This window comes from Symplocastrum torsivum, assembly GCF_059505465.1.
The window spans coordinates 155,412-181,420 of sequence record NZ_JCACKQ010000126.1 but is presented as its reverse complement, the minus strand read 5'-3'; the positions used below and the strand labels follow the sequence as shown (position 1 = coordinate 181,420).

The following is a 26,009-nucleotide window of genomic DNA, read 5'->3' as shown; positions in this document are numbered from 1 at the left end:
GGGTTTCCCGAACCTGCTTAAGCTGGTCACTTATTTCTGCCAATATGGTCTAGTATTCCGTTCATTAAGACTGAATATTTACAAGCCGCTCTTTTTAGCTAGAGCAGGTACACACTGAAAGCTGGTCTCAGCTTTAGGCACTAACTAATTGTCTCGCCCCAAAACACTCATGGCAAAAGAACTGGCAATTTCTACTCACGGACTCACTAAGCAGTTTGATCGTCATATCGCTGTCAATGACGTTGATTTACAGGTAGAGGCGGGTACCGTTTACGGATTGATTGGCCCAAACGGTGCAGGTAAAACCTCTTTGATTCGGATGTTGGCGGCAGCGGAGGAACCAACAACTGGAGAGATCTATATTAATGGCGATCGCCTTTTACGGGATGATAGCAATCCAACCCTGAAGCGGCGCTTGGGTTATCTCCCTGATGACTACCCACTTTATGATGACTTAACCGTCTGGGACTACCTGGATTATTTTGGGCGACTCTACTGCTTACGGCACAAGCAACGCCGCCAACGCCTACACGAAGTCTTGGAACTGGTACAACTCACGAATAAGCGCAACAGCATGATTTCTACTCTCTCACGAGGGATGAAACAGCGCCTTAGCCTTGCTCGCACGATTATTCATGAGCCAATTCTGCTGCTGTTGGACGAACCCGTGTCTGGACTTGACCCGATCGCACGGATGCAGTTTCGTGAAATTATTAAGACGTTGCAAGAAGCGGGGATGACGATTTTGATTTCGTCACACGTCCTCAGCGATTTAGCTGAACTCTGTACGGCTGTAGGCATTATGGAACTCGGCTATTTAGTAGAAAGTGCCTCGTTAGATGAGTTGTATCAGCGTCTCGGTCGTCAGCAAATTTTCTTGTCAGCACTAGGTAAGCTAGATGCTCTGCAAGCGGAACTCAAAAAGCATCCCTTAGTCGAAAACTGTGAGAGATTACCAGAAGCGGGGCGTGTGCGAATTGACTTTAAAGGAGGTCAGGAGGATTGTGCTAGATTATTGCGATCACTTGTTGCTGCCGGGATTCCTCTAACAGAGTTCCATTGCACCCAGGAAGACTTGGAAACAATTTTTCTCAAGCTGGGTCATCAGCAGGCATCTTGATGTATTGGATCAGGCAACCTTACCTGCTCAAAATTTTGAGTTATGCCCGGAACCGTAAGCGTGTCCTCTTGTGATTTTGAGGCAACTCCTAACTTATTCAGGTTCAAAGCTAGTATCGCTTCTACATACGGAGACTAAAAATACATGGTTGTGAATTTTGTTAACCAAGTGGGTGAGTGGAATCCCCAATGGTTTAGAGAACTCAAAGGACGGCTCAAGCCTCGCAACATCCTGATTGCTGTCGCAATGTCCCTCTTGGGTCAACTACTATTGCTGATGGTGTTCTCAGCTCAGCTACCCGTTGCTAATGGTAAAAATGTAGTTCAAAACCGCTTCTGCACTAACGTCGCCCGAGAGTATGCTGCTCCTACCTGCGTTGCTGACGGTTTGGGTGGTTTTGTGATTAACTGGTCGCTGTGGTGGACAGACGTATTTGCCTCACTAAGTATCACCGCTATCTTTGCCTTACTAGTGGTCGGCACTTATATGCTAATCAGTGACCTCTCGAAAGAAGAACAACGAGGTACGCTGAACTTTCTGCGTCTTGCCCCTCAGTCTAGTCGCAGCATCTTAACAGGCAAGCTTCTGGGAGTACCGATTCTGCTCTATTTGGTGAGTGGTTTAGCTTTGCCGTTACATTTTGTCGCTGGGTTGTTGGGTCAAATTCCTCTCACTCAGGTTTTATCATTTTACGGTGTCCTGGCGGCTAGTTGCTTGTTGTTTTACAGTGCAGCCCTGCTATTTGGTTTAGTGGGTACCTGGTTAGGAGGTTTCCAAGCTTGGTTAGGTAGTGGTGTCTTGCTGCTGTTCGTGTTTGGCATGGCTAGGGTTGGTGGCAATGTCGTCATACACAACCCATTAGACTGGCTGAATCTATTTAATCCCACAATATTGGTACCGTACCTGATTGATTCCTATTCTCTAGATGCTGCTAATAGCTCCCCTACTGGAGGGTTCAGAGAACTACAGATGTTTCATCTGCCAATTGGGGCGAGTTTTTGGAGTCTGGCAGCTTGTATGGTACTCAACTACGGGTTGTGGACGTTCTGGGTGTGGCAAGCACTTAAACGTTGCTTCCATAACCCCAGCGCTACTCTTTTGGGTAAACAACAAAGCTACTGGCTGACGGCTTGCTTTGAAGTCGTGCTGCTTGGATTTGCTCTGAATCCTCAAATTTCAGAATGGAGACCACTTTCAAAAGGTCTATTTGATAATTATCAAATGGTGCTGGTATTCAACCTGCTGCTGTTTTTAGGTCTAATTGCAGCGCTAAGTCCACACCGTCAAGCGATGCAGGATTGGGTACGTTACCGCCATCAAAAGCGTTCTTCCCGCAAAGGAGGCATTGTTGCTGATTTAGTTTGGGGTGAAAAAAGCCCTGCTATCTTCAGTGTGATGTTGAATTTATTGATCGCTTCTGTAAGTTTGCTTGCTTGGATGGCGCTATGGCCGATTAATGAGTACAAGACTTTAGCAATTTGGGGGCTGCTGGTAACAGTGACTCTAATCTCCGTCTACGCTGCCCTTGCTCAAGTCATGCTGTTCATGAAAACACCGAAGCGGGCACCTTTAGCCGCGACAAGCGTCGCTAGCTTAATCGTCCTACCACCAATAGTTTTCAGCCTACTAGCAATGACACCAACCACAAACCCTGGTATGTGGATGTTTTCCGCTGTCCCTTGGATCGGTTTGGAGACTGTTAGTGGAATCAGTGTCTTTCTAGCAGTCATCGGTCAGTCGCTAATGCTGGGGCTTTTGAGTCTACAGCTAACACGACAGCTACAAAAAGCAGGTGAATCTACAACGAAAGCCTTACTCTCCGGACGTTCTCCACTGGCACTTAAGTAAAAAGAGTTTGTGCGTTCCAGGTAACTCTTCTTGCTCTTGGTAACTTGATCTCTAACCTCCTACCGCCCATTTTGAGCTATGGGCGGTTTTTTATATAGCAGTAGCGACGAATGTTATTCTCTTCCTAATTCCACATCATCAGAACGTGAAACTGTATAGAACCCATTTGACATCTTTTGCTGGGGTGCTTGGCTTTGAAGTAAGCCGTTACTTTGCGATCAATGATAGAGCCTGCTTAACAAGACTGTTTTTTGCAAGAACAGGGATAAAACCAGGTGACTTCTCTTCGGCATGGACATCCCAAGGAATCCGCCGCCGCCGCGACCCGTGGTGACTAAACCTCTCTTGTGGTGACTAGCATTTGACCGGAAGGGCGATCGCGACCACGAAGCTCCCGACGACTCTCTTCCACATGGACAACCCTACATCAGTGACCGCTGTCTTCAGGACAGTCCTGTTTGTCCTGGACAACTGGCTCAAGGATTGGCGATCGCTTCCTGACCCCTTGAAAATGACCTACAAGCAATTGACCTTGGTGTTCCTGCCTACCCCTTCCCGTGGCTCTCGTAGGTTGCTAGAACAGAATCCGGAAACTTCTCAACGTCTCCCTCTATCAGGTTTCTGCGATGCGATCTGCTTTGCAGCAACGCTTCGCGATCGCTTTCAGCCTCTACTCATCCCTACTCAATCTTCCAATTAGGCGTATAACCAGAAGTAACTTGGCTATACATTTGCAAGACCGATGCAGAAATACGTCTTGAGAGTTTTGCGATCGCCCATAGCGCTCTTGTAAAATCATTTTCAATTGTTGAGAATTCGCCCAGGAAAAAGTTTATGACAGATATGTCCGGTCAAGACCCCTCGGAAATCATAATGGCAACGGTTGATGAAGAACGAAAAGGCGCAACTTTCAACGGTACGGTCATCCTTGGTATAGCTCCTGAGGCTGGGGAAGTCCTTTTCTTTAGAGACTTTTTAATTGAAGATTATAAAGGCGAACTTACCGCTTATCTGGCAACAGATGGCGATATAACGAAAAGCATTGATTTAGGCGAACTCGATCATAAAAGTCCCAGTTTTGGGCTGCCAATTCCGCTGGGAACGGATACCTCACCCTACAATACAGTCGTGTTGAGCGACAAAAAAAGCAAGAAAAAAATCCTGACGATCAATCTATAAAATTTGTAACTTAGCTCGTAGTTCAGCCAAATTCGATTGCCCTCTTGTATAGAACCCATTTGACATCTTTTGCTGGGGTGCTTGGCTTTGAAGTAAGCCGTTACTTTGCGATCAATGATAGAGCTTGCTTAACAAGACTGTTTTTTGCAAGAACAGGGATAAAACCAGCTAGCTGCAAGGCTTTTAGTTTCAGGAATAGATCTCAAATGGGTTCTATAGAAGGTTGCGGCTGTTTTAGAGCGCGATCGCCTTCAATCCTTTTAGAAGTTATTCCTCAAGTATTGCCTATTTTTCAGATTAGCCATAGGACTTTATCTTCCGGCACAACATACTGTTTGCACCTCTCTACTTTTAGGTAAATCATAAGGGCGATCGCGTAATTCAAGAACGTGAGAGAGCTTGGCGAATCCAGCGCTAATATCAAATAAGGAGAAATTCAATGAGTGAAAAAAGGCAGTATCAAGAATTAAGCTAAGCTGGCAACAATACTTTTCATGAGCGCCACCTAATCCACTCTTTTCTCGCAGTTGCTCTCTTGCTTTAAAAACTTTTTGTAACCAAACGAGTTTTTGCAGCATCAACTCTAAAGCCACTCCAGATACACTCAATCCAGTCATTTCTTGCATCGGTAGTGGCACATTTTGGTCAAATTTAAATAGAGCATCGTTCGCTTCACATAAGGGACATAGTTCTTGCACAACTTGCATTTGAAATAGGTGTTCGAGTTGTGCCATTTGCAGAACACCTTGATTTTTTAGATATAAACCTAGTGGTTGATTGGGAGGAGAAAACTGAGCTAGTTTAGTAACGGCTCGGTTACTCACCCACTGGTATTGAGTAATCAGTGAAACTAATCCGTTGTGATTTAACTGGTTAGCTGCTGCAACAAGGTTCCCTTGAGATACCCAGATGTAATGAAATGATATCAGTGTCGTTGGGGATTCCGGCAATGTACGAAGTGTTAGTAAACCCGTTTTCTTCCCGTTCTCAAGAAACTGAAAAATTTCTTGTAAGGAAAAGTCTGAGAGTGAACCTGTAATTGACATGGTGATACTTTCGTCTTGAAATTGTTGCGTAAGTCTCAAGCTACAGAGTGTCTTCTTGGAGCGAAATTGAGAAGCAGGAATAAATAGTTTAAGTAGATGTAAAGCTTGTAGACTTTTAGCCTTATGTAAGACGAAGGTTGGCTAAAGCCACAGCTACAGGCAATTGGGGGCTTGAGTTGGAAGCGGTAAGGAAAAAGCGATCGCTTTTCCTCTAACCGATTCAAAATTTACCAAAAGCATTATCTCATTGAGCAACGCCTTGCAAGGATTTGCTACAGAATGTTTGCATAATGAGAGTGAAGAGTAGCTATAAGCGGTTTCCTAGAGAGACGAGGTGCAGCAGGAGGTGTGTGAAACAAGAGCAGAGCGAGGAAAACCAAAAAGCTGATAGCTGATAGCTGACGGCTTTCTGCTATAAATTTAGTGAGCTATTTTGCTACCAGTTGTTCTTTCATCGCCTTGAGATCAATCTGGAACTTCTGAGAAATCTTTTCGATGATCTTTGCTTCTTCTGGTGTCGTCGTCCCATCCTGTTGAACAACTCGCTCACATTGGGCTAAGAGTGGCATAGCAAAATCACGGTTGAGTTGAGCAAGAAGTTGATCCAATGGTGGCGGAGATTTGATGTTCGCTTTAATCACCGCTAATGAGGCAGGACTAATGTTCAGTGCTTCTAATTCTGGCAAAATGTCTTCCCAGGATTTTTCTGGATTCTCAGCACAGATGACATGAACCAAAATCTGATCCATGATGATTTGCTGTGCGATCGCACCTTTTAAGTAGTCTTGACTCGCCTCCTTGGAAGCGGCTAAGGTTTCCTCTGTCGCTTCTGAATTCAGCCTCGCTTCATAAAAGCGGCAAGCCGCATAACCTACTGTATATAGCATCACTGCATTGGAACTTGCCCCAATCACCGCACCAGCTACAGGCGTATTTTGTAATAACTCTAAACCTACCTTTATCAGCCTGTTTCCACCCAGAGCTAGACCAAAAACCGTTAAGACTTCACCTTTACGTGCTGGGTCGCGAATGTCAAGCCCATAAGCGGCTGCAATTTGATACACCATTTCCGCCTGTAGTGCAGAGGTTGCGGTTAAATCAACAACAAACAAGGCAGCGGCTGCCCCTGGCACCAAACTCGTGAACAATCCGCTACTTCCGGCATAAATCGCTTTCTCCACCATAAAGCGGTGCGCGAGTTGTCTTGGCGTTTCATTGGGATACTTTTGCTTCAGCTTCTTAACCGCTGTCTCCGCTTTCATCAAATCAACCTGATCGACGACTTTTCGCAGAATCGGAGTACCCGCGACAAATTCTGTGATTTGGCTGAGGACTTGGTAACTGTGCTTTGCTGCACTTCCGCCCACTCCTACTGCTGTTTTGACAGCAGCTTTACTTGCTTGGGACGCATTATTGCCAATTGCCCCACCAACACCTGCGATCGCACCTCCTACTCCCGATGCTGTCTCCACTACCGCTTTTCCGGTGTGAAAGACAGTATCACTGACTGCCTTACCTACGCCAGTCGCGGTATCGACCAATACCTTGCCTGTCCCCAACGTTGTATTACCAACAACCTCACCTACACCTGCGGCTGTCTCCACCACCGCTTTCCCCGCCTGAGATGTGGTGTGGCTAATAGATTCACCAATCCCGCCAATCATTTTGGCAAAGGAGAAAAATGAAAATGGTTCTTCGGTTGAAGATTTACCCTTATTCAGCGACGCTGAGACATCAACTACTACAAAGGTTTGATGCCAATCTGGAATATCATCGCCCGGTTGACGCCCATACACATTCACTGTCTCGACTCGTTCCAGTTGTAAGCGGGTAATTACGTCACGGATCAGGGCGACTGTCTCCTTTTTATTGGGAGTTTCGACGGCTTCAACGATGATATTCAAGCCATCGTTTTTGATAGCCGCTTTCGCCGTCGCGCCTTTAGGTTCCAAAGAGCGATTGAGTAAAGTTGCGATCGCATTAGTATCTCCTCGTTTAGCAAGTTCCTCAAGAGTAGGCTGTGACATAGATAGTGAGTAATGCGGGAGCAGTGAGGGGTAAGTCCGTATTAGTTGGAAACAAACTACACTATTAGCTCTCTTAAATTGCTCTCTCCACAGGAACAATTTTGTTCTGGAGGCTTTTGCACTTCACTAAAGGTGTTAGTGGGACTTAGACACAAACTGAGACAAGTTGTTGAGCGATCGCATTTTCTACGTTGATGGGAGGATGCGATTGCTTTTTTCTTTAACTACTCTTTTTAGAGTACAGTTAAATACACAAATTACATTAAGTAATATTAAATAGATTAAAACCTATACGGCGACTAAGGTTGTAATCGCTTGTCTGCTCTTGGTATTTTTTTTTACTAGGCAACTCAGTACACAACCCAAATCTCAAGTCTTACCCTTTAATTAAACTCCTTTTAAGGTTCAAAATGCGTATACCTATGTATGATAGATGTCACCGTATTTTTATTGCTCAGAGTTGAGTAGCTCAACACAATCCTTAGAAAATAGTTTATAATTCTTAATAGACACACGAAACTAGGTTAATTACATGCCTGATATTGTTGATACTGCTGTTAATGCTGGTTCATTCAGCACCCTAGTTGCTGCTGTCAAAGCTGCTGGTTTAGTAGACACCCTCAAAGGTGCTGGTCCTTTCACCGTCTTTGCGCCCACTGATGAAGCATTTGCAAAGCTTCCTGATGGCACAGTCGATGCCTTACTCAAGGACATTCCAAAACTTAAGAAAATCCTGACCTATCACGTTGTTTCAGGTAAAGTAATGGCGGCAGACGTGGTGAAGCTGAAGTCAGCTACTACGGTTGAAGGTTCAGACGTGAAAATTGACGCTTCCAACGGTGTCAAGGTGAATGATTCTACAGTTACAACGCCGGATGTTGCTACTGATAACGGCGTTATTCACATCATTGATACAGTGTTGCTTCCTGCATAAGCCAACACTTAAATAGAACACTATCTGTGGGGCAGCAACTATATGCAGTTGCTGCCCCATAGTTGTCTAGATAGGTTTTACTCCCTCCCGGTAATTTTAAGATCGGAACAGAGGAGCAAACACATTTAGGTAATTAAATTTTTGATCACTGAATCTGAGACAACTTAAGAGGTTTATGAACTTAAGCGACAAGCAACCACTGATACATCAAGCGCAATACGCAAAGATGTTACGTCCTCTCCTTCCTACTGAAGCATTTGCTCCTGACCCGAATAAGTTGATTATTCTGTTCATTAATCTGGCAATTTTGATACTCGGTTGGGCGATCGCAGCAGATTTAGATCGCTGGCAGCCAAGTCTTTTATGGCTATATTTACCTCTAGCTATAGTCATGGGCAATAGTGTTATTGTCTTGCTATTTAGCTCTCATGCTTTAATGCACGGTAGCGTCATTAAAAATTCTTGGTTGATTCAGACTATTGGCTTGCTGGGGTTAACACTCTGGTGGATGCCACCAACCTTATGGAAAGTAATTCATAATCGAGAGCATCACACTAAAACTAATTCTTTAGCTGATCCCGATCGCAATTATTTGTATGAGCAACCAAAAACATGGGGGAAGTGGATTCAGGATTTATTCGTACCCTCTTCTGAAGTCAATCCTCTAGGGCTAATAGTAGGCATGCCAACCTCATGGGGAGTACATGGTTTTCGCAATCTCACCTCTGTCCTGTTATTTAATCGCAAATCTGCCAATTATGTTCCTGCTGCTTTTACGGTTAGTGATAAAGAATATTGGGCAATTGCTAAGGAGTTTTTGATAATCTTAGCGATTCACCTTAGTATTATCGCCTATTTGGAATTTGATTTAACAAAACTTCTACTTAGCTATTTCCTCCCGATTGGAATTGGCTATGCTGGAGGAATGTTTTATATTTTTACAAATCATATGCTTTGCCAGATGACTAGCACTAATGACCCGCTAGTCAACACTATTTCTTTGCGAGTTCCTAAACTATTTGATCAACTGCATTTAAACTTTTCCTATCATACAGAACATCACATTTTTCCAGGAATGAATTCTGATTATTATCCAATGGTTCAAGAACTATTGAAAAGTCAGTATCCTGAGCGATTAAACTTATTGGATGCTGGGGATGTTTGGCGATTGCTCATGCAAACTCCTCGGCATTATCAGAATGACGAGACTTTCACAGATTGGTCAGGAGAAAAGGCTGTTCCCTGTCCATTGAGCCAGGAAGCTAAAGGTTTGATAAAGCCAAACGGGATTGATTGTACCTAAACACTATCGATAGCCTACCGCTACGAGAGCTTTTTTACTGCCTAGACATCCTCTTGCCTGAACGTTGAGCGCAAAACAAATTGCTCTCTTGGCTCATGCTTCGATGGTAGATCTTTAAAACTTTGTCTCGCCAGTAGCACCCTGTTAATCTTCTTGCTAGAATGTGTTGAGGTGTCTAGATCTACGGCTAAAAACAAACCACGATAATCCAGCACACCCCAACAAAACTGGTGTTAACCAATCCCCCCAGCGCACATATAAAGTCTGCGTTTGCCGCCGATAAACCGTATGTGCATGGATTTCATAGGAATTAATTCCAGAAATCCATAGGGTTCTGCCATGGGGGTCAACAATGCCAGAATAACCAGTATTCGTTGCTCGAACTGCCCACCTATCTGTTTCAATTGCCCGCATCACATCCTGGGCATGATGCTGGGCTGGCATTGTTTCACTGTAGTGGGCATTGTTTGAGGCAGTAAGAATGAACTGACCACCAGCCGCCGCCTGACGTCGGAAATGTTTTGCAAACGCTGACTCATAACAGATACCGACAATTGCCCTACCCAAAGGAGTCTCAAAGATTTGGGCTGGCTTACCCGCAACGAGATGAGCATCTAAAGGAGAAAGTCGGTTAACCAGACCTCCCAAAAACTGCTCAAACGGAATATACTCTCCCAAAGGCACCAACTTCACCTTGTCGTAGCGGCTAACTGTCTTACCTGTGCCTCTAACAGTAAACAAGCTATTGGTAATGCTACGTCCCTCTTCTCCAAAGCCTCCTACCCAGGCAAGAACACCCTGATCCAAAATAGCTGAATAGAAGGAACTTTGAGTGCGAACCTGCTCACTCCATGAGAAAGGCAAAGCCGTCTCAGGAGTTAGAACTGCATCAACACCTTCTGCTGCCAAAGCCTCGTAGCCAGTTGTATATCCTTCAATTGCTCGACGCCAACCAGCCGGAAATAGCTTAATTCTGTTGGGAATATTGCCTTGAATAATCCCTACTTTCAGTGCAGCTTGGGGTGCTTGAACTAATGGGCGACTGTACAGACTGAAGCCAATGAGGTGCAAGAGAATCAGTAGCCCTAGTGCCATGCTTATGTAGGTGATGGGGCAATAGGGCGATGAGGTGATGGGGTGATGGGGTGATGGAGTTGCTGACTTGCCTAGAGATTGGTAAAAAATTTCTCTCTTGTTTCCCTTTTGGCTTACTCGTTCTCGCCCTTGTTCTCTGCTGTGCTGGTAGCTAATCCAAGCTTCAGCAATTAAACCATTGACAGCAACAATTGCTGCTGTCACCGTTGTCGGGCCAGACAATTGACCCAAGTGCAAAATTATTAGGTTATGAGGGCTTTGAGTATAGGATAGAGAACTCCACCACAAGGAACCAGAACTCCAAAGAGCCTCTAAGCTACACCAGAGTGCTGTCCCGATGAGTACTCGAATCACAGCTAAGAGCTTAGATTTTTGATTGAGCCAAAATAGAAAACCTGCCCAGATTGCAACCAAGGCAGCGCCCCAGAGGGTGATAAATATCCAGCAAAAAAGTGCGATCGCAATACTAGCAAGCCACGGCACCCCCATCCAGTCCATCGGGTGAACGCCAGTAATCCAAAACAACGCCAACCCATGGTAGCCAATGCCCCAAAGCAAACCGTACAAAGCACATTGGCGAAGCTTCTGACCATTAGCTACGGCAAACCATAAGGGAACTAGAGCAATCCAAGCTAAAGGCCAAGCCTCTACAGGTGCTGGTGTCAGCCCCATCAGGATGCCACCAAATACTGACAAAAGTAAGAGGCACACCTGCCAAAGTCGCTGTGAGATTTTCATTAGCTTTTCCCGCCTGGAGACCCCATTCTTGATTCTTCCGTCAACAGCCCCACCTATAAAGGGATGGGGCTTGTCCCTAACCGAAGTTATCGGTTGAGACAATAGGCGCATTGACTGACACCCTAAGTTTAAGAAAGTCTTCACGAATTCGGAAGGAATTCTTTAGGTCTAGTCTTAAGAGCGTTAGCTAACAAGCAACATCCTAACTGGACTCAACAACTCAGGTAACGACGAAGCAGCACCTCAAGCTCATCAACAAGATAAGGCTTACTGACATACTCATTGCAGCCTGCCGATAAAATACGCTCTCGATCTTCTACTCTTGCCATCGCCGTCACCGCAATCACTGGAATATTTACGGTTAGAGAGTTTTCCCGGAGGCGATGGACAACTTCCATGCCGTCTAAATCGGGTAACATCATATCCAGCAAGATGAGAGACGGTGTCTGATGTTGCGCTAAGTCTAGAGCCGTTTGACCATCCGCAGCCGTGATAATCGTGCAACCAAGTTGCTCAATTAAGAAGGAAAGAAGTAACAAATTGTCTTCATTGTCATCGACAACCAAAACTAATTGCTGTTGAGCAGCAGACTGATCAGTACTGCTGATGGGACGTTCCATATCCAAGTTCTGCTCCTGGGAAGTCATCATAAACAAAGCGAGACAATCCTCAACAGGAAAATGGACAAGGCATTCACCAAGCGGCAGTGAGGCGCTTGGTATAGACTGGCTTGTATTTAATCTGTGCTGATTCTAAGTTGATGGATTTTATTGAGATTTATTAACTAAATCCCTGTCTGAAGACATATCTTAACTTTAAATCGACAAAAATATAAATTTTGTGGCAAAAATCAGCTAATTGCTGAGTTTCTATCCCAAAAGCATGAAATTCCATTAATTTAGCTTGTTACCTCACTAACAATCAAGTGTGAAGCAAGGACGAATGAAAACTCTCATCCTTTGCCAGCAGCAGATAACTCTTAGGGCGGCGGCAAGCACTCTCGTAGAAAATCGCCAGAAAGTCTTCGACGATTTTCTACGGCTCAGAGCAGTTACGCACAAATTGTTGAATAATTTTAAAATATGCCTTTAGATTGTTTTAGTCCTTTTAAGCAACCCCTTGTATGAACTACGAGTCTTCAAAGCCTACGCGAGGGCAGCTAGAACGTTTGCTTTCTCAACGGCTCCAGGGTTTATACCGTGAGCAGTTAGGACATCAGCCTAGTAAGGTAACCTGTCAACTCTTTGATGAGAAGCTGGCAGTTATTGTCGAAGACTCAATTACGCCGCCTGAGCAATTGTTAGCGAACACAGGTCAAGTTGAGTTAGCCCAAAAAGTTCGCTCAGACTTGGATAAGGCAATCCAACCTCAGCTAAAAGCGCTGATAGAGGAAGTCCTGAGTGTTGGTGTCCTAGATCTTCTGAGCGATGCCACACTGGAAACGGGGCGTACTGGCATCATTGCTGTCTTGGATATCACTCCAGAAGTTCGTAATCCTGAGGCGATTCCTAAAATTAAGAAATAGCGACCTTTTGGCAGAGATGGCGCTGAACTGTGGCTTCAATATCTTCTATGAAGTAGGGCTTGATAATGTAATCATTGAAGCCTGCTTTTAGAAGACGCTCTTGGTCTTCTTTGAGCGCTAAAGCTGTAACCGCAATCACAGGAATCGACTTAGTACTGCTGTCTTTCCGAAGCTGAGTTACAACCTCAATGCCGTCCATGTAAGGCATGAGGACATCTAGCAGAATTAAATCGGGTTGATACGTTTGAGCGAGTAAAAGCCCTCTCATTCCATCAGTCGCAGTTACCACAATGCAACCAAGCGGCTCTAGTGCGTAAGCTAAAAGCAGCAAATTGTCTTCGTCATCATCAACGACCAAAACTAACTGTTGTGTGGCGCTGGAAAGTTGAGTGCCAACAACACTGAGAAGCTTTTGCTCATAAAAAGGGGAAAATTCCAAATTACCCATCCTACCCTCAGGGAACTCCTACGACGGTCACGTTCCTCTTACCCTAAGAGTGGACGAGGCACTCTTCAAGCGGCTGTACGGCGCTTGTTATTGGCTGGTTCGTAGTCAATCCGCCAGGTCGTCAAGTCTTTGCTTTGGGTTTAAGGAAAAACCTCTTCAAGCTAGCAGGGCTGCCTTTGCATTCGTCATTGTAGTGCAAATCTATAACAAAATAAAGAATTGTTTAAGAATTGCTACCTTTGCAAAAGTATTTGCTGAAGCCTATTTTACAGAACTTGTAACAACCTTGACGGTGTGAGTTTTGTGAGAGCATCTGTAAAGCAATCTACATAATCCAAGGCTTTGAATGTTGTATGCACAGTAGACTGGGAGAGCAAGGTTAGTCCCATATACTTTGGGAGTGGAGAGCGAGGCAATGGGTATCGCCACGATTAACCCAGCAACCGGGGAAACACTAAAAACATTTGAACCACTTAGCACAGAATTAATTGAAGCTAAGTTAGCACTGTCGCAACAGACATTCGAGCAATATCGTAAAACACCAATGAGCCAAAGAGCGGCATGGCTCTACAAAGCGGCTGAGATTTTAGAGCGTGATCAGGTTCACTTCGGTGAGATCATGACGACTGAAATGGGTAAAACCATTAAAAGTGCGATCGCGGAAGTCCAGAAGTGCGCCTTAGTTTGCCGCTACTATGCTGAACACGCCGCAGAGTTTCTCGCTGATGTGAGTGTCGGCACTGATGCCAGCCAAAGCTTTGTGCGTTACCAACCACTTGGAGCGGTTCTCGCCGTCATGCCGTGGAATTTTCCCTTTTGGCAGGTGTTCCGCTTTGCAGCCCCTGCTTTAATGGCGGGAAATGTGGGTTTGCTGAAGCACTCTTCTAACGTACCGCAATGCGCGTTGGCGATCGAGGACGTGATTACAGAAGCCGGATTTCCAGAGGGAGCGTTTCAAACATTACTCATCGGTGCCAGCCAAGTTGAAGCAATTATTAATGATGAACGGGTTAAAGCCGCAACCTTAACAGGGAGTGAGCTTGCGGGTGCCAGTCTAGCGGCAGCAGCAGGTAAGCAAATTAAGAAAACTGTCTTAGAACTAGGGGGAAGTGACCCCTTTATTGTCCTAGAAAGCGCTGATATAGAGGCAGCCGTTGCAACGGCTGTTACCGCACGGTTACTCAATAATGGTCAATCCTGTATTGGGGCAAAACGGTTTATTCTCGAAGAGTCGATAGCTGATGAATTTGAGCGACGCTTCCTTGAGAAATTCCAGACTCTGAAAGTCGGCGACCCAATGGATGAGAATACGGATGTGGGGCCACTAGCAACTCCCGACATCCTCGAAGACTTGGATAAGCAAGTGCAAGAGTGCATAGAAAAAGGATCAAAAGTTCTGATTGGCGGACAGCGATTAAGCGATCGCCCTGGTAACTTCTACCCACCAACAATTTTGGCAGACTTCCCACCAGGAACCCCAGCAGACCAAGAGGAGTTCTTTGGTCCCGTAGCACTCCTGTTTAGAGTTAAGGACATTGATGCAGCGATTGAACTCGCCAATTCAACACTTTTTGGATTAGGCGCGAGTGCCTGGACAACCGATGAACAGCAAGCACATCGCTTAATTGATGAACTCGAAGCCGGGGCAGTCTTTATCAATGGTTTAGTTAAGTCTGATCCGCGTCTACCTTTCGGCGGAACCAAGCGTTCTGGATATGGGCGAGAGTTAGGGATTCAGGGCATCCATGAATTTGTCAACATCAAAACAGTCTGGGTGAAGTAATAGAGGCTGCTTTGCGAGGAATTGAAATTGGGGCTAGGGTTGAGATACTAGCTAGCCCCAAAGATGCCTTTGGCAGCGAAACAAATAAATATTCAGGGAGATTAATAATGGGCGAAATGAACACAGCAGAACTGTTGGTGCATTGCCTAGAAAACGAAGGTGTGGAGTATGTTTTTGGATTGCCTGGGGAAGAGAACCTGCATGTCCTAGAAGCGCTTAGACATTCTTCCATTCAATTCATTACAACTCGTCATGAACAGGGCGCAGCCTTCATGGCAGATTTGTATGGACGCTTAACGGGTAAGGCAGGAGTATGCCTTTCGACATTGGGCCCAGGCGCGACTAACTTAATGACTGGCGTTGCTGATGCCAACCTGGATGGGGCACCACTAGTGGCAATTACGGGTCAGGTTGGAACAGACAGGATGCACATTGAATCGCACCAATACTTAGATTTGGTCGCAATGTTTGCACCTGTAACAAAGTGGAACGCTCAAATTGTTCGCCCTAGTAATACAACAGAAATTGTCCGGAAAGCGTTTAAAATCGCTCAAAGCGAAAAACCGGGAGCGGTTCACATTGATTTGCCCGAAAATATCGCGGCAATGCCCGTAATTGGTCAACCGCTCACCAAAGATAGTCGAGAAAAAACCTATGCCTCTTTCCGTAGTTTAGGCAAAGCCGCTGTCGCTATTTCTAAATCAAAAAACCCCTTAATCCTGGTAGGAAATGGAGCAATTCGTGCGAGTGCTGGTGAGGCACTGACAGAATTTGCAACCCGGATGAATATTCCTGCTGTGAATACCTTTATGGGGAAAGGTGTCATTCCCTACACCCATCCTCTATCGCTTTGGACGGTAGGATTGCAACAGCGCGACCATATCAATTGTGCTTTTGACCAAGCCGATTTGATCATTGCGGTTGGTTATGACTTAATTGAATATTCACCGAAAAAGTGGAACCCACAGGGCAATATTCCGATAATTCATATCGGAGCAGAACCCGCAGAGATTGATAGTAGTTACATTCCCTTGGTGGAAGTGGTCGGTGATATTTCTGACTCGCTTAGTGAAATTATGAAGCAGGCAGATCGACAAGGCAAACCGACACCATCTGCCGTTGAATTACGAGGGGAAATCCGGGAAGACTACGAACAATATGCCAACGATGAAGGCTTTCCGATTAAGCCACAAAAACTAATTTATGACTTGCGACAGGTCATGGGGCCAGAGGACATCATCATTTCCGATGTTGGCGCTCACAAAATGTGGATAGCACGTCATTATCATGGTGAGCGTCCGAATACCTGTATTATCTCCAATGGCTTCGCCGCAATGGGCATTGCGCTACCAGGAGCAATAGCAGCAAAACTTGTGCATCCTGATCGGAACGTTGTTGCTGTTACGGGCGATGGGGGCTTCATGATGAATTGCCAGGAACTCGAAACAGCATTACGGGTAGGAACCCCATTCGTCACCTTGATTTTTAATGACGGTGGCTATGGTTTGATTGAGTGGAAGCAACAAAATCACTTTGGCGTAGGTGAATCAGCGTTCGTTAAATTTGGCAATCCGGATTTTGTCAAATTTGCCGAAAGTATGGGATTAAAAGGCTACCGTGTGACTTCCACTGCTGATTTGATTCCTACTTTGAAAACAGCACTCGCTCAAGATGTCCCAACAGTAATTGATTGTCCAGTGGACTATGGCGAAAATCTCCGCTTTACCCAAAAAGCTGGGGATTTAAGTTGCAAGATGTAATGAGTTGTTAGTTATTTGTTATTGGTTGTTGGGAATATGAAAATTACAGACAACCAATAACTAACAACAAGTAACGAAATATAATGAAAATTGCTACCTGGAACGTCAACTCAATTCGCTCTCGCCTTACTCATGTCGTGGATTGGCTACAAGAAACTAACGTTGATGTTCTTTGTCTGCAAGAAACCAAAGTTGTGGATGCTGATTTTCCGCGATCGCCTTTTGAGTCATTAGGCTATCATCTCTACATTGCTGGGCAAAAATCTTACAACGGAGTTGCTATCCTCAGCCGGACGGCAGTAGAAGACATCAGCATCGGCTTTGCACCTGTGCTGGGTACCGATATAGGAGATTTAGACGAACAAAAGCGGGTTATTGCTGGAATCGTCGGCAACGTTCGCATCGTCAATCTCTACGTCCCCAATGGTTCAGCAGTGGGTAGCGAAAAATATGAGTACAAACTTCGTTGGCTTGCTGTGCTGCGTGAGTACATCCAAGCCCTGTTAGTAAAACAGCCTAATGCCCTGTGCGTCTGTGGAGATTTCAACATTGCCCTAGAAGATAGGGATATTTATGACCCCAAAGGCAAGACAAATCAGATTATGGCTTCCCCTACTGAACGCCAAGCCTTACAGACAGTCTTAGATTTAGGGTTAGCCGATGCCTTTCGCAAATTTACCTCCGAAGGCGGTCACTTTAGCTGGTGGGACTATCGTACCCGCGCCTTCAGCCGCAATTTAGGGTGGCGCATTGACCATCACTACCTCACTGCCAACCTCTATGAACATTGCACAAGTTGTAAGATCGATGTAGCACCCAGAAAGCTAGAGAAACCTAGTGACCATACCCCAGTGATTGTTGAATTTAGCCAACAATCTTAATATCTTATAGCCCTTCTCGATTAGATGAGATACACTCTGACCTCTCTCCTACTCTTGAGTGAGGCTTTGATTCTTACTCCCCTTCCCGGAATCGGGAAGGGGTTGGGGGTTAGGTTTTTTGATGTACACGCGCGTAACTGAGAAATGCTATATCCGAATAGTTGGGTAATAGTTGAAACCGCAAATGGACGTAAACATCCCGCTCCCCTACCACCTACCACCTACCACCTAACACCTATTTTCAGGACAAAGATTGAACGATGTATTTAGTTACTGGAGCAACAGGAGGAATTGGACGTCGCATCGTGCGGCTACTAAGGGAGCGGGAACAACCTGTACGGGCGTTTGTCCGATTGACTTCTCGCTATGGAGAATTGGAGCAACGAGGTGCCGAGATATTTATCGGTGACTTACGGGAAGACAAGGATATCCAGAAAGCCTGTAAAGGCGTTCAGTACATCATTAGCACCCATGGTTCTGGAATTGATGCTCAAGCTTTAGACTACCGAGCCAATATTGAACTAATTGACCAAGCAAAAGAGCAAGGTGTCCAGCACTTTGTTTTCATCTCCGTGCTAGGAGCAGATAGAGGGTATGAGGATGCTCCAGTCTTCAAAGCAAAACGGGCAGTAGAAAAGTACCTGGAAGCAAGTGGTCTGAACTACACTATTCTACGTCCCTCTGGATTAGCCTCAAATCTCATCCCACTAGCAGAACAATTTCGGCAAACTGGGATTTATCTACTCAATGGCGACCCCAAGAACCGGACATCAATTGTTAGCACTGATGATTTGGCGCAGATTGCTGTTGATTCTTTCACCATCGAAGGGGCACGCAATCAAATTTTTCCCGTAGGGGGGCCAGATATTCTGAAGCGTGAAGATATTCCTCGCATCTTTGGCAGAATATTTAACCGAGAGCCGATTGTAATCAACCCACCTTTGTTGGTGTTGGATGGGATACGAAATGCGATCGGTTTTGTAAATCCCCAAGCTCGAAAAGGTCTTGGTACCTTCCGAACTTTGCTAGCGAATGAATTTTTCTGCACCAAAAGTGAGATTACTAATTTAGAGTTAATTTACAACCTGAAGCTGGAATCTTTAGAGAGCTTCGTGAGGCGCTATCTAGGGGATTAATATCAACAAACAAGACGGTGTAAGGCAGCTTACGCAAAATCGTTGAGCTGAGGATTCGGCTATTGCTTTTTTCACAAGAGTGCAACTGATGCTCTAAGCAATTAGAGCATCAAAACTGTTAGTTCAGAAGGAATCAAGGGAATCCTATAAGTAAGCTTTTTGAGGTTTATCACTCAGCTTAGTTAATACCCTAAACTCTCTGAATTTTAACAGTGAAGACATCATGACAAGTGAAGCAGGAAGTAACAAGTTGTTTCCAGAATTCAGCCTACCAACAGGAGTATCCCAAGGTTCCAAAGGAATTAAGGATTTTTTAACTGAAACTATCAATAAAGCGGTTGGCACAGTTGCTGAAGCGGCTGACAATGCTAAAGAGACTCTCACCCAAACAACTGGGGTAGCAGTAAACCAGGTTACGCAAGTAACAGAGCAGGCAATTGGCTCAGTCACTCAGACGGCTGAGCAGGCAACAGGAGCGCTAAGCGAAACAGCTTCAAAGGCAGTAAGCACTGTCAAAGAGTCAGCACAGAGAGCGGTTGGTACAGTTGCAGAAACGGCTGAAAAAGCCAAAGTCAGTCTTAACGAGGCAACTGGGCAAGCAGTGAACCAAGTTACGCAAGCGACACAGCAGTCGCTCAACTCCCTTTCCGAAACTACTGAGCAAGCAAAAGCTTCTATCAATGAAATGGTTCAAGGAACCGAGACTTTAACAGGTGGCGTTGCTGATGCTATTCAAGTTCAACTGAGTAAGATGATTCACAATTGGCTGGCGGCTCATCCAGTCATCTCTTGGGCAATTAGCCATCCCCTGCAAACCTTGGGGATAGTGCTACTTGTAATTTTCTTGTTGCGGGGACTTCTCAAACTACTAGCTCAATCAATAGAGAAAGTCTGGCTGCTAATTCTGAAATCTCCCTTTCTACTTGGTCAGTTCTTGTTCAGAGGTAGTAGTAAGTTAATTAGTTTGAAGGGAGTTAATGCCTCGCAACCAGTTTTACCTAAACCTGAGCAATTTCTAAGTCTAGAATCGCCTAACCAGCAAGTACAGTTGGCTCAACTCTTGAAAAGGATAGAGGAAATTAGCCAAGAGCAGAGCCAACTGTTGCAAAAAGTCACAGCAATTTTAGAGTCAAACAAGCAGGTGAATTGATTGTCCTAGCTTCAATTACCAGCAAACAAGGAATACCCTACAAAGGAGCAGGTTCTTCTACTTGCCAAGGAATTGGTGCTGCTGATTCTTGCCGTTCCAGATACTTACTCAAAGCGTAAGCCATATCGCCACGAGTCATTGGTTCTAGGGGATTAATCTGGTTTGTTGTTGGATCAACATTGACAAAACCCTCATACAGTGCAGTAGCGATCGACTTTCTTGCCCAAGCTGGTATCTTCTCTGAATCAGGATGGCGGGAAAGCAAGTCTGTAACACTTTCCTCTGGGAACTGGAACACCCCATAAGCTTGAGCCAAAATCGAAAAGGCCTCAGCACGAGTTACCCGTTGATTTGGGAAAAAGCGTCCCTCTCGGTACCCAGTCATCACATTATTTTTCAAAACTAGCTGGATGTCGTTGTACGCCCAGTGAGAAGGAGGGACATCTTGAAGTGGAACTCCAGTGTTGTTTCGGGATGCCCGCTTATCTAGCTCAAAGGTTTTGACCAAAATTGATGCGAGTTCCGCACGATTGAGAATCCTTTCTGGACGGAAATTGCCATCTGGATAGGGACTCATTAATTGTGCCGCCACTACTTGTTCAATCGGGTCAAGGGGTGCTGTTTCTTGGGCTACTACAGGAATACCTTGCAGCAAAAATACTAAAGGTAGAATGCCAACAATGCGACGCATAATACTTGTTCTAGCTGCTTCATGCAGCGCTACGAGTGTTACAGAAATCTTGACGTTACCAGAAGCCAAGAGGTTCACTTGTACAGCTAGCCTTCTTAGCAAGGAAGCATCTTGCCTGGGAAAAAGGGTGAACGATGGACAATCATGCCAACATACCAGATCGTAGGTGGCTCCAATCACAGATGCCCTCACTCAACTGGGTCACCCTAGTCGTTGAGTCATCGACTCTCCCTTCAACGGTGATTACTTTGGAAGCTGAAACTTCTCCCCCTGCCTCTTTTCAGAGGATGGGGAAGTAATCTTAAAAGCGATCGCTTCAACTCAAATACCTAACACAACTTCTTGCGTAAATTTAATCAGTATGACCCGATCGGTTGATGGACATCCGCTAAACGCCGAGCCTAAACTGTGAGACATCAACAGTAACAACAGGCACAACTGTGGGGCAACAACCCTTATTGCTAGTACGACAGTTGGATTTATGCTGGTCTATTGCTAACTATGGTGAATTTTTGAGGCTTTCCGGATACTCTTTTCAGCTTGAAGGACACAAAAGATAGGCAAGACAATCTATTTCATTAGAGCCTATCTGAAAACTCCTACAGTAATGAGCCAATATCTCTGTACATCGTACATCTATGGTTTCAACACTCAATCCACATTAAGGCTAGGTTCTCAGCGTTATCTGCGACTTTAGTACTAAAGGAGCCTTGCGTCGCGCCTATTAGCTAAAGGTTAAAACACTGAATTGCTTGCCCCGTTGCCTTGTTTACAACTTTTGTGAAATTCTAACCATGGCTCAAACTCTTTTCGTCAACCCATCAACTGGCAGTGATAGCGCTGCTGGTAGTCAATCTGCTCCTTTCAAAACAATTACTAAAGCACTCAGTCAAGCCCAATCCGACACCACCATTCAACTCGTTGCCGGGAACTATAACGCGGCTAGTGGCGAAACTTTCCCCCTAAACATTCCCTCTAACGTCAAAGTTGTTGGCAATGAAGGGAACAAAGGCAATGGCCTTTTGATTGAAGGAAGTGGCGAGTACAATAGCCGCACCCAAGCGGGTCAAAATGTGACAATCTTGCTTGCCAATGCCGCTGAACTCCGAGGAGTAAGTGTTACCAATCTGGCTAAACGAGGCACAGCCGTTTGGGTTGAATCGACTACTCCCACGGTTGCCAACTGTACCTTCAGCAATTCCAAGCGTGAGGGTATCTTCACCACTGGTGATGCCAAACCTACCATCCTCAATAACGTATTCATCGACAACGAGGGCAATGGCATTTCAATTACCCGTAACAGCCAAGGCGAAATTAGAGGAAATACTTGCAAACAAGCGGGTTCCGGTATCACCATTGACGGTACCTCTGCTCCTAAGGTGATCGATAACAAGATTTCGGAAAACCGCTATGGAATAATCATCTCTGGCGAGGCTCGACCCGTACTGCGTAATAACCTGATTGAAAAAAACACAGAAGATGGTCTGTCAGTTACAGGCAAAGCTGTACCCGATTTAGGCAAAAGCAATGACCCCGGCGGCAACACCTTGCGGGATAATACGAAGTTTGATGTCAATAATTCCACCAGTACCAAGCTGATTTCAATCGGTAATCAGTTAAGTGTCTCAAAAGTCAAAGGCGCAGTTGAAGTTGATGGCACTTCAGTTGATAACCCTGACAACGGTTCACCAGATGATGGCGACGAGAATCCACCCACAGGCTTTAAAGATATTCAAACCCATTGGGCAAAGCCTTTCATTGAGGGATTGCTTGCCAAAGGGCTAATTAGTGGCTTTAGTGATGGCACCTTTAAGCCAGATGCCAAGATGACCAGAGCGCAATATGCGGCATTAGTCGTCAAAGCCTTTAATCCTACAGCAGAACGAGCAGCCACAACCTTCACCGATGTCGCGGCTGATTTTTGGGCAAAGGATGTAATTCAACAAGCCTATCGCGGTCAATTCCTCTCAGGCTTCCCAAATAACACCTTCCGACCGAATGATAATGTTGAGCGTGTTCAAGTCATTGTTTCACTGGTGAGTGGACTGGGATTAACCTCAGCACCCGATGCCAACGTCTTAAACGCTTACGATGACAGCAACGCGATTCCTGGCTATGCAAAGGATGAAGTGGCAACGGCGACCAAAAAAGGGATTGTTGTCAATCACCCACAACTCAAACAACTCAACCCGACCAAAGATGCTACCCGTGCTGAGGTAGCCGCAATGGTTTATCAATCTCTTGTTGATGCCAAGCAGGTGAGTGCCATTAACTCTCCCTATATCGTCAGCGCTAGTACAGATGGTGGAACTCCACCAGTAGGGTTCAAAGATATTCAAGGTCACTGGGCAGCTAACTTTATCACAGCTTTAGTCAACCAAGGCTTGATTAGCGGCTTTAGTGATGGCACCTTCAAGCCAGATGCCAAGATGAGCCGCGCAGAATATGCAGCCTTAATCGTCAAGGCATTCAACCCCACAGCGAAACGGGAGGCGACAAAATTCGCTGACATCACTGATGATTTTTGGGCAAAGGATGTGATTCAACAAGCCTATCGTGGTCAATTCCTCTCAGGCTTCCCAAATAACACCTTCCGACCCAAGGACGAGGTTCAACGTGTCCAAGTGATTGTTTCCTTAGTGAGTGGATTGGGCTTATCAGCAGGTGATGCAAATGCGTTGGCAGCTTACGATGACCGCACTTCAATTCCTGACTACGCTAAGGATGAAGTTGCAACGGCAACGAAAAAGCAGATTGTTGTGAATCACCCGCAACTCAAGCAACTCAATCCCACTAAAGATGCGACTCGCGCTGAGGTGGCGGCGATGGTTTATCAAGCTTTGGTCGATGCGAAACAGGTGAGCGCCATAGACTCTCCATACATTGTTTCTGCTTGACCAAGTTCCTTCGGAACGGGAGTACGGAGTGGAGGGTAGGAGAATTATTGCTCCAAATTCAAAGAAGCCCCGTTACTGTTTGTTTGCTTATTTATAGCAACCGTCAGGGATTGAGCTACGGCTCAGATGAGCGTGCTACATTGCTTTTGTTGGCATCTCAGCGTGGCTTTTTTCTGGAAGTAGGATGAAAGCCCACAGATGGTTTGTTTAATTTTGCTTTCGTTTTGGTAGCGGTAGTGGCTTGATGCTCATTCGAGGCAAGGTACTTCCGATTTTGCTCTCGAACGCGGGCAGCCTCATCGTTATAGAAGAAGGAAAGTAGCGCAAATCGTCTGCCACGGGTGACAGGAGTAACTTCATGTAGCAGAGAACAGGAGAAAATTACGGCTTCTCCCACTCCTGGACGAAATAGCCGAGTTCCATACTCCGGGAACCACAAACACCCTCCTTCGTATTCTCCCGTGTTGAGATTGAGCGTCATGGCAAAACGCCGATGGGCTGTGCCTTTGGTGGTGTTGTCTCGATGTCGGTTGAAAAACCCCTGATTCTCCGATTCATAACAGGCGATAACATGGCGCTCAAAGCGGGTGATGCTGAACTGAAAGACCTTTTCAATCTCAGGTTTCACTCGTCGAATTACAAGGTCATTCACTGCTTCACGTAACCTCAGTTCGCCATCTTCTAGATTAAAATCCCGTCGTTTCTTGAAGCTGTAGTCCGATACCTCAACGGTTTTACCGTCCTTCTCGCGCATAAATCCAGAGTCTCGACCACCATTTGTTTGAAACCGTTGGATGAGGTGCTGGCAAAACGCTGGCTCGAAGACATTGGGAATCAGCAGCACTGGAGCCTGACGCACTGCCATTTGATGAGGTTCACGGCTAGGCAAGCTAGTGAGAAACGCGATGACTTGAGCGACGTGTTCTATTGGGTTTTCTGCCTCAACTGAAAAAACACGAAGGATGTGCAAGTTCTCGTCTAAGACGAATGTGGTTGGTGTGACAAGAACTTGCCCATCATCGCTCTGGCACACTCCATACAGGCGGCTGACTTCCCCTTCTAAATCCCAGAGAAACTTGCAGTAGGTTGGATTATTAATAACGTCCGCGAGGTAAGTGTCCTCCGGATCAACGCTAATGCCAAAGAACGGAACATTTAAGATGGCAAACTGTTTTTGGCGATCGCAAAACTCCTTCAGAACAAGCGTAGAGTTGGTATGTTTAGAACTGCCGAAGAAAAACAAGACGGTTCGATACCCACCTACCGTATCAAAATGATAGGTGGGGTTGGAGGTAGAAGGCAAGGTAAACAAGGGAGCAGGATCGCCGACGCTCAAAGCTACCATAACGTTTACAACCTTTGCACTAACTTGCTGAGTTCTCTGTGATGGTTACTGCTGGTTAGGGCTGTCAAGAAATTCCACCCAATATGAGGTGCAGCCAATACGCCCCCTAAGTGCGCTCGCCACTTGTTCCAGGAACACATCGCCCGCGAAAATGGAAAAACATTCCAGAATCGGTTCACAGAGCAAACGATTCCGTTGCCCAATGCTGTCACTTCATGCCACCAACCTGCTGGTATGAAGAGAATTTCTCCTCTGCTGAGAATACCTTCTTGGCAATGAGGAAGGGCTTGTCTAAATTTTGGAAATGCGTTGAAATTGGGATGCTCTGGATAAACCTGGCTATATACAGCCCGCAGTTGCAAACCGTAGCGTAGTTGCTTGAAAACAGGAATGGGGTAGAGGTTGTACGTTTGGGGTGGAGGGAACAACAGGATTTTCTTGGCTCCGTGCAGTTGCATCAAGACACCGTCCATGGCATCGTAGTGAAGGCAAGAGGTGTGTCCTCCTGGACCGACCCAAAGATTAAGGGAGGTTGCAGGCAATCTCAGCCTTAGCCATGCTTCTGCACGTCTCAATGTAGATGCATCTGCTAGTGACGTATCTTGAAGAGAACACCGAGCTAAATAGGCATCTTGCTCGTAGGCTTCTCCACTCCTCAGCATTTCAGCATACTCAGAAAACAGCAGGGTGCGAGCTTCTACACCACTGCCGGAACTCGTCCACTGCCGCTTATCTTGCTTGTATCGCTCTCGCCCGTAATATCGAATTGGAAATTCTTGGTTCCCTATATGTTGGCAGAGGTAGTGAAGATTCCAGTCTGGTTCGCGATCGAGCAAACCCTTGATGATAACTGGTATATCTTTGCGTTGATAGTGTTCAACAAATTCTTCTGGTCTCAAGGACGAGATATGGACTCGCTCTATTGGGGGCGGTAAAGTATCGAGAGCTGGCTGTCTAACTTCTTCCTGATGGTTGTCAACCTTCATAGACTGAGCGATACAGTAGCATGGCAATTCCTGGTGGGTATCTTCATCTAGAATTGTTAGCTGTCTCGCTGCTCACCTCCGTTAGATTTTGATAGGCTCCAATTCGATAAATTTACT

At 45.6% G+C, this 26,009-nt stretch carries 21 protein-coding genes; 13 read left to right on the top strand and 8 right to left on the bottom strand.

Annotation, left to right across the window (positions count from 1 at the left end; translation table 11 throughout):
• The first annotated feature begins 169 nt into the window (after positions 1 to 169).
• From AC5JL3_RS32145 to AC5JL3_RS32130, 4 genes are all read left to right on the top strand, one after another.
• Complete coding sequence (locus tag AC5JL3_RS32145; RefSeq protein ID WP_496078319.1) at positions 170 to 1,120, top strand: ABC transporter ATP-binding protein; 951 nt, start codon at positions 170 to 172, stop codon at positions 1,118 to 1,120.
• 144 nt (positions 1,121 to 1,264) lie between these two features.
• The gene (locus AC5JL3_RS32140) at positions 1,265 to 2,968 is read left to right on the top strand and encodes an ABC-2 transporter permease (RefSeq protein WP_496078318.1); all 1,704 of its coding nucleotides are present in this window, start codon (positions 1,265 to 1,267) and stop codon (positions 2,966 to 2,968) included.
• 412 nt (positions 2,969 to 3,380) lie between these two features.
• Positions 3,381 to 3,668: a hypothetical protein gene (locus tag AC5JL3_RS32135; RefSeq protein ID WP_496078317.1), complete on the top strand. Its 288-nt coding sequence runs from the start codon at positions 3,381 to 3,383 to the stop codon at positions 3,666 to 3,668.
• A 173-nt stretch (positions 3,669 to 3,841) separates the two neighbouring features.
• Complete coding sequence (locus tag AC5JL3_RS32130; RefSeq protein ID WP_496078316.1) at positions 3,842 to 4,147, top strand: hypothetical protein; 306 nt, start codon at positions 3,842 to 3,844, stop codon at positions 4,145 to 4,147.
• Positions 4,148 to 4,458: 311 nt separating this feature from the next.
• Here AC5JL3_RS32130 and AC5JL3_RS32125 read toward each other — a convergent pair whose 3' ends face one another.
• Both AC5JL3_RS32125 and AC5JL3_RS32120 read right to left on the bottom strand, forming a co-directional pair.
• Positions 4,459 to 5,193, bottom strand: coding sequence for a DUF4388 domain-containing protein (locus AC5JL3_RS32125; RefSeq protein WP_496078315.1), 735 nt, complete (start codon positions 5,191 to 5,193; stop codon positions 4,459 to 4,461).
• Positions 5,194 to 5,621: 428 nt separating this feature from the next.
• Positions 5,622 to 7,220, bottom strand: coding sequence for a hypothetical protein (locus AC5JL3_RS32120; RefSeq protein WP_496078314.1), 1,599 nt, complete (start codon positions 7,218 to 7,220; stop codon positions 5,622 to 5,624).
• 532 nt (positions 7,221 to 7,752) lie between these two features.
• Between AC5JL3_RS32120 and AC5JL3_RS32115 the strand changes: the two genes are divergently transcribed.
• Both AC5JL3_RS32115 and AC5JL3_RS32110 read left to right on the top strand, forming a co-directional pair.
• The gene (locus tag AC5JL3_RS32115) at positions 7,753 to 8,154 is read left to right on the top strand and encodes a fasciclin domain-containing protein (RefSeq protein WP_496078313.1); all 402 of its coding nucleotides are present in this window, start codon (positions 7,753 to 7,755) and stop codon (positions 8,152 to 8,154) included.
• Positions 8,155 to 8,329: 175 nt separating this feature from the next.
• A complete protein-coding gene (locus AC5JL3_RS32110) occupies positions 8,330 to 9,457 on the top strand; it encodes a fatty acid desaturase family protein (RefSeq protein ID WP_496078312.1) in 1,128 nt (375 codons plus the stop codon).
• A gap of 156 nt (positions 9,458 to 9,613) precedes the next feature.
• On the opposite strand, the gene lnt is transcribed toward AC5JL3_RS32110, so the two are convergent.
• Together lnt and AC5JL3_RS32100 are read right to left on the bottom strand one after the other, a co-directional pair.
• On the bottom strand, positions 9,614 to 11,290 hold the full coding sequence (gene lnt, locus AC5JL3_RS32105; RefSeq protein ID WP_496078311.1) for an apolipoprotein N-acyltransferase: 1,677 nt from the start codon (positions 11,288 to 11,290) through the stop codon (positions 9,614 to 9,616).
• Between the two features lie 212 nt (positions 11,291 to 11,502).
• On the bottom strand, positions 11,503 to 11,940 hold the full coding sequence (locus AC5JL3_RS32100) for a response regulator (RefSeq protein ID WP_496078310.1): 438 nt from the start codon (positions 11,938 to 11,940) through the stop codon (positions 11,503 to 11,505).
• Between the two features lie 473 nt (positions 11,941 to 12,413).
• Here AC5JL3_RS32100 and AC5JL3_RS32095 point away from each other — a divergent pair, with 473 nt between their 5' ends.
• Positions 12,414 to 12,815, top strand: coding sequence for a Na-translocating system protein MpsC family protein (locus AC5JL3_RS32095; protein WP_496078309.1), 402 nt, complete (start codon positions 12,414 to 12,416; stop codon positions 12,813 to 12,815).
• On the opposite strand, the gene AC5JL3_RS32090 is transcribed toward AC5JL3_RS32095, so the two are convergent.
• The gene (locus tag AC5JL3_RS32090) at positions 12,805 to 13,263 is read right to left on the bottom strand and encodes a response regulator (RefSeq protein WP_496078308.1); all 459 of its coding nucleotides are present in this window, start codon (positions 13,261 to 13,263) and stop codon (positions 12,805 to 12,807) included. The genes AC5JL3_RS32095 and AC5JL3_RS32090 overlap by 11 nt on opposite strands.
• 415 nt (positions 13,264 to 13,678) lie before the next feature.
• On the opposite strand from AC5JL3_RS32090, the gene AC5JL3_RS32085 reads away from it, so the two are divergent.
• The 5 genes from AC5JL3_RS32085 (at position 13,679) to AC5JL3_RS32065 (ending at position 19,973) form a co-directional block, all read left to right on the top strand.
• On the top strand, positions 13,679 to 15,046 hold the full coding sequence (locus AC5JL3_RS32085; protein ID WP_496078307.1) for an NAD-dependent succinate-semialdehyde dehydrogenase: 1,368 nt from the start codon (positions 13,679 to 13,681) through the stop codon (positions 15,044 to 15,046).
• 116 nt (positions 15,047 to 15,162) lie between these two features.
• On the top strand, positions 15,163 to 16,806 hold the full coding sequence (locus tag AC5JL3_RS32080) for an acetolactate synthase large subunit (protein WP_496078326.1): 1,644 nt from the start codon (positions 15,163 to 15,165) through the stop codon (positions 16,804 to 16,806).
• An 83-nt stretch (positions 16,807 to 16,889) separates the two neighbouring features.
• Positions 16,890 to 17,687, top strand: coding sequence for an exodeoxyribonuclease III (gene xth / locus AC5JL3_RS32075; RefSeq protein WP_496078306.1), 798 nt, complete (start codon positions 16,890 to 16,892; stop codon positions 17,685 to 17,687).
• A gap of 260 nt (positions 17,688 to 17,947) precedes the next feature.
• Positions 17,948 to 18,823 carry an SDR family oxidoreductase gene (locus AC5JL3_RS32070; RefSeq protein ID WP_496078305.1) on the top strand — a complete coding sequence of 292 codons (876 nt, stop codon included), beginning with the start codon at positions 17,948 to 17,950 and terminating at the stop codon, positions 18,821 to 18,823.
• Positions 18,824 to 19,046: 223 nt separating this feature from the next.
• On the top strand, positions 19,047 to 19,973 hold the full coding sequence (locus AC5JL3_RS32065) for a hypothetical protein (RefSeq protein WP_496078304.1): 927 nt from the start codon (positions 19,047 to 19,049) through the stop codon (positions 19,971 to 19,973).
• Between the two features lie 37 nt (positions 19,974 to 20,010).
• Here AC5JL3_RS32065 and AC5JL3_RS32060 read toward each other — a convergent pair whose 3' ends face one another.
• Entirely contained in the window at positions 20,011 to 20,742 is a 732-nt protein-coding gene (locus AC5JL3_RS32060; protein ID WP_496078303.1) for an S-layer homology domain-containing protein, read from the bottom strand.
• 716 nt (positions 20,743 to 21,458) lie between these two features.
• On the opposite strand from AC5JL3_RS32060, the gene AC5JL3_RS32055 reads away from it, so the two are divergent.
• Complete coding sequence (locus AC5JL3_RS32055) at positions 21,459 to 23,561, top strand: S-layer homology domain-containing protein (protein WP_496078302.1); 2,103 nt, start codon at positions 21,459 to 21,461, stop codon at positions 23,559 to 23,561.
• A gap of 157 nt (positions 23,562 to 23,718) precedes the next feature.
• Here AC5JL3_RS32055 and AC5JL3_RS32050 read toward each other — a convergent pair whose 3' ends face one another.
• Positions 23,719 to 24,906 carry a redoxin domain-containing protein gene (locus tag AC5JL3_RS32050; protein ID WP_496078301.1) on the bottom strand — a complete coding sequence of 396 codons (1,188 nt, stop codon included), beginning with the start codon at positions 24,904 to 24,906 and terminating at the stop codon, positions 23,719 to 23,721.
• Between the two features lie 5 nt (positions 24,907 to 24,911).
• Positions 24,912 to 25,892: a cupin-like domain-containing protein gene (locus tag AC5JL3_RS32045; RefSeq protein WP_496078300.1), complete on the bottom strand. Its 981-nt coding sequence runs from the start codon at positions 25,890 to 25,892 to the stop codon at positions 24,912 to 24,914.
• Positions 25,893 to 26,009 lie beyond the last annotated feature (117 nt).

Coding starts and splice junctions, on each gene's coding strand:
- AC5JL3_RS32090 (WP_496078308.1), bottom strand. CDS start 13,263: ATGGGTAATTTGGAATTTTCCCCTTTTTATGAGCAAAAGCTTCTCAGT.
- AC5JL3_RS32055 (WP_496078302.1), top strand. CDS start 21,459: ATGGCTCAAACTCTTTTCGTCAACCCATCAACTGGCAGTGATAGCGCT.
- AC5JL3_RS32095 (WP_496078309.1), top strand. CDS start 12,414: ATGAACTACGAGTCTTCAAAGCCTACGCGAGGGCAGCTAGAACGTTTG.
- AC5JL3_RS32120 (WP_496078314.1), bottom strand. CDS start 7,220: ATGTCACAGCCTACTCTTGAGGAACTTGCTAAACGAGGAGATACTAAT.
- AC5JL3_RS32125 (WP_496078315.1), bottom strand. CDS start 5,193: ATGTCAATTACAGGTTCACTCTCAGACTTTTCCTTACAAGAAATTTTT.
- lnt (WP_496078311.1), bottom strand. CDS start 11,290: ATGAAAATCTCACAGCGACTTTGGCAGGTGTGCCTCTTACTTTTGTCA.
- AC5JL3_RS32045 (WP_496078300.1), bottom strand. CDS start 25,892: ATGAAGGTTGACAACCATCAGGAAGAAGTTAGACAGCCAGCTCTCGAT.
- AC5JL3_RS32070 (WP_496078305.1), top strand. CDS start 17,948: ATGTATTTAGTTACTGGAGCAACAGGAGGAATTGGACGTCGCATCGTG.
- AC5JL3_RS32115 (WP_496078313.1), top strand. CDS start 7,753: ATGCCTGATATTGTTGATACTGCTGTTAATGCTGGTTCATTCAGCACC.
- xth (WP_496078306.1), top strand. CDS start 16,890: ATGAAAATTGCTACCTGGAACGTCAACTCAATTCGCTCTCGCCTTACT.
- AC5JL3_RS32135 (WP_496078317.1), top strand. CDS start 3,381: ATGGACAACCCTACATCAGTGACCGCTGTCTTCAGGACAGTCCTGTTT.
- AC5JL3_RS32085 (WP_496078307.1), top strand. CDS start 13,679: ATGGGTATCGCCACGATTAACCCAGCAACCGGGGAAACACTAAAAACA.
- AC5JL3_RS32050 (WP_496078301.1), bottom strand. CDS start 24,906: ATGGTAGCTTTGAGCGTCGGCGATCCTGCTCCCTTGTTTACCTTGCCT.
- AC5JL3_RS32145 (WP_496078319.1), top strand. CDS start 170: ATGGCAAAAGAACTGGCAATTTCTACTCACGGACTCACTAAGCAGTTT.
- AC5JL3_RS32130 (WP_496078316.1), top strand. CDS start 3,842: ATGGCAACGGTTGATGAAGAACGAAAAGGCGCAACTTTCAACGGTACG.
- AC5JL3_RS32065 (WP_496078304.1), top strand. CDS start 19,047: ATGACAAGTGAAGCAGGAAGTAACAAGTTGTTTCCAGAATTCAGCCTA.
- AC5JL3_RS32100 (WP_496078310.1), bottom strand. CDS start 11,940: ATGATGACTTCCCAGGAGCAGAACTTGGATATGGAACGTCCCATCAGC.
- AC5JL3_RS32140 (WP_496078318.1), top strand. CDS start 1,265: ATGGTTGTGAATTTTGTTAACCAAGTGGGTGAGTGGAATCCCCAATGG.
- AC5JL3_RS32080 (WP_496078326.1), top strand. CDS start 15,163: ATGAACACAGCAGAACTGTTGGTGCATTGCCTAGAAAACGAAGGTGTG.
- AC5JL3_RS32110 (WP_496078312.1), top strand. CDS start 8,330: ATGAACTTAAGCGACAAGCAACCACTGATACATCAAGCGCAATACGCA.